Origin of the sequence: Pauljensenia hongkongensis, assembly GCF_001746855.1 — a bacterium.
Classification (GTDB): domain Bacteria; phylum Actinomycetota; class Actinomycetes; order Actinomycetales; family Actinomycetaceae; genus Pauljensenia; species Pauljensenia hongkongensis.
The window spans coordinates 1,351,223-1,353,770 of sequence record NZ_CP017298.1 but is presented as its reverse complement, the minus strand read 5'-3'; the positions used below and the strand labels follow the sequence as shown (position 1 = coordinate 1,353,770).

Annotated in this window: 4 protein-coding genes; 1 reads left to right on the top strand and 3 read right to left on the bottom strand. The window is 72.6% G+C overall.

What is annotated here, in order from left to right; translation table 11 throughout:
- Positions 1-88 precede the first annotated feature (88 nt).
- Positions 89-1,222 carry a phosphoribosylformylglycinamidine cyclo-ligase gene (gene purM, locus BH719_RS05575; RefSeq protein WP_009743826.1) on the top strand — a complete coding sequence of 378 codons (1,134 nt, stop codon included), beginning with the start codon at positions 89-91 and terminating at the stop codon, positions 1,220-1,222.
- Positions 1,223-1,235: 13 nt separating this feature from the next.
- On the opposite strand, the gene BH719_RS05570 is transcribed toward purM, so the two are convergent.
- From BH719_RS05570 to BH719_RS05560, 3 genes are all read right to left on the bottom strand, one after another.
- Positions 1,236-1,520, bottom strand: a complete 285-nt coding sequence (locus tag BH719_RS05570) for a DUF3073 domain-containing protein (RefSeq protein WP_034255284.1) — start codon at positions 1,518-1,520, stop codon at positions 1,236-1,238.
- Positions 1,521-1,729: 209 nt separating this feature from the next.
- Positions 1,730-2,044: a DUF3618 domain-containing protein gene (locus BH719_RS05565; RefSeq protein WP_009743824.1), complete on the bottom strand. Its 315-nt coding sequence runs from the start codon at positions 2,042-2,044 to the stop codon at positions 1,730-1,732.
- A partial coding sequence (locus BH719_RS05560) for a phage holin family protein (protein ID WP_009743823.1) occupies positions 2,041-2,548 on the bottom strand: 508 nt, incomplete at its 5' end. The genes BH719_RS05565 and BH719_RS05560, both read right to left, overlap by 4 nt.

Genomic DNA, 2,548 nt, shown 5'->3' with positions numbered 1-2,548 from the left:
CGGCGGCGCCCGGCCGGGCGCGGGCGCCCCCAGACCCCATAACCCAGACACGGCGTCGTCGAGCGCCCCACCGCGAAAGGCACCACCCATGACCGACACCCCCCTTGACTACGCCACCGCCGGAGTGGACACCGCCGCCGGAGACCGCGCCGTCGAGCTCATGAAGGCCGCTGTGGCGCGCACGCACGACGACACCGTGGTCGGCGCGACCGGCGGTTTCGCCGGGATGGTGGACGCGTCGGCCCTGCTGGGCATGAGGCGTCCCCTCCTGGCGACCTCGACGGACGGGGTGGGCACCAAGATCGCGATCGCGCGGGCGATGGACGCGCACGGCACGATTGGCCAGGACCTGGTCGGCATGGTCGTCGACGACATCGTGGTGATCGGGGCGCGCCCGCTGCTCATGACGGACTACATCGCGTGCGGCCGCGTCGTGCCCGAGCGCATCGCCGCCATCGTGGAGGGCATCGCGCGGGCCTGCGAGGCCACGGGCACGCCCCTGGTCGGCGGTGAGACGGCCGAGCACCCAGGCGTCATGGAGCCCGACGACTACGACATCGCGGGGGCCGCGACGGGCGCCGTCGATGCGGACCGCGTTCTGGGGCCGGATCGGGTCGCCGACTCCGACGTGGTGGTGGCGATGGCCTCGTCGGGACTGCACTCCAACGGCTACTCCCTGGTCCGCTCGGTCGTGGCGCGCACGGGGGCGCCGCTGGAGGGGCGCGTCGGCGAGTTCGGGCGCACCCTGGGCGAGGAGCTCCTGGAGCCGACGCGCCTGTACACGCGCCTGTGCCTGGACCTGGTCGAGCGCTTCGGCGTAGGGGGCGACGACAGGCGGGGCGTGCACGCCCTGTCCCACGTGACGGGCGGCGGCCTGGCGGCGAACCTGTCGCGCGTGCTGCCCTCCGGGTCGGTGGCGTCGGTGGACCGCGGCTCGTGGCGGGTGCCCGCCGTGTTCGACTGGGTGCGCAGGGGCGGCTCCGTGTCGTGGGAGGCCATGGAGGACTCCCTGAACCTCGGGGTCGGCATGGTCGCCGTGGTCGGCGAGGCGGACGCCCCGGCGGTCGTCGGCGCCGTGCGCCAGGCGGGCGTGGACGCGTGGGTGCTGGGGGAGGTGCGTTCCACGGCGGCGGGGGTCGGAGCAGGGGAGCGCCTGGTCCGCGGCGCCAAGGGCGTCGACGCGGGAGCCGTGCGCCTGCACGGCTCCTACCGGGTGGGGTGAGCGCCCGGGGACCCTACTTGTCCGAGGGCTTGCCCGTCCAGAACGACTCGTCCAACTGCGCGGGGTCTATGTCGTCGGGCTCGTCCGCGACCGTGGCGAAGTCCGCGTACTTGGCGTAGAGGTCGTACTCTTCGTCGGGCTCGTCGACGTCGGTGTCCGCGCCGTCGCCGCCCTGCTCCTCGTACATGTCCTCGGGCGCCAGCTCACGCTGGAGCGCGTCCAGGTCGGTGTCGGGGCTGAAGTACTTCAGCTTCCGAGCGACTTTCATCTGCTTTGCCTTTTGACGGCCGCGCCCCATGGCGTCGACCCCCTCCGCGTAGTTCGGGTCCGCATGGCGCGGTTCCCTGGGTGTTCACAATGTTTCGTGGCTTCATCATAACCAAAGAGGCGCTACGAATTGAACTTGAGTCCGATTTTGCGCGCGTGGCTGAACGCGCCCGGGGCGTCCGCCCCGGGAACCGTCGGGCCAGGTGGGGGCCTGTTGGGCTCACCCCGCCCGGGGGTTCGTCAGCGCCGTCTGCGGGACCAGGCGAACGTGAGGAGCCCGATGGCCACCAGGGTCGCGCCCACGGCGATGCCGATCCGTTTGATGGCCTCGGAGTCGCCCTCGCGGGCGGCGGCGGCCGTGTCCCGAACGCTCTTGCGGGCGCCCGCGATGGCCTCTGCCGCGGCGGCCTTCGTGTTCGCGACGATGGCAGCGGGCTGCAGCTGCTCGTAGAGGTCGTCGACGGAGGCCGCCAGGGCCGCGCGCGTGGCCTCCAGGTCGGCTCGGATCTGCGCTTCGGTGCGGGGCGCGGCTGCGGGTTCCGTGGGAGTGCTCACTTGGTAAGTCCGTTCTTCACAATGTGGACGGCCTCGGTGATGCCGGCCTTGGGATCGGGTTTGCTCTCCTGGGCCTTGCGCAGTGCCCGGCTGCCCAGGAGGGCGAGGACCGCTACGACGACGGCCAGGAGCCCGACGACGATGAGGGAGGCCGCCCATACGGGCAGGACCGTGGCCAGTGCCGCTTCGATGGTGTGCAGGATCCAGCCGAGCAGGAAAAGGGCGAAGACGGCGGCCGCGGCCATCAGGACGAGGCCGGTGCGGATTCGCGCGAACATGGTCGCGGTCTGGACCTTCGCCAACTCGATCTCGCCGCGCACGATCGAGGAGAACTGGCTGGTGACATCGGCGATGAGTTTGCCCACCGACGGCTTGCGCCGCGCCTGCGGGCCGGTCTGGGGCTGCGCGCCCTGCCCGGCCCGGGGGCCCGGGTCGGGAGCGGCCTGGGGGCCGGGTCCCTGCCGGGCTGGCCCTGCCTGCGCCGGAGGTGCGTAGGCCCGGGTG

Excerpts from the sequence above, each read along its gene's own strand:
- BH719_RS05570 (WP_034255284.1), bottom strand. The coding sequence starts at position 1,520 with ATGGGGCGCGGCCGTCAAAAGGCAAAGCAGATGAAAGTCGCTCGGAAG.
- purM (WP_009743826.1), top strand. The coding sequence starts at position 89 with ATGACCGACACCCCCCTTGACTACGCCACCGCCGGAGTGGACACCGCC.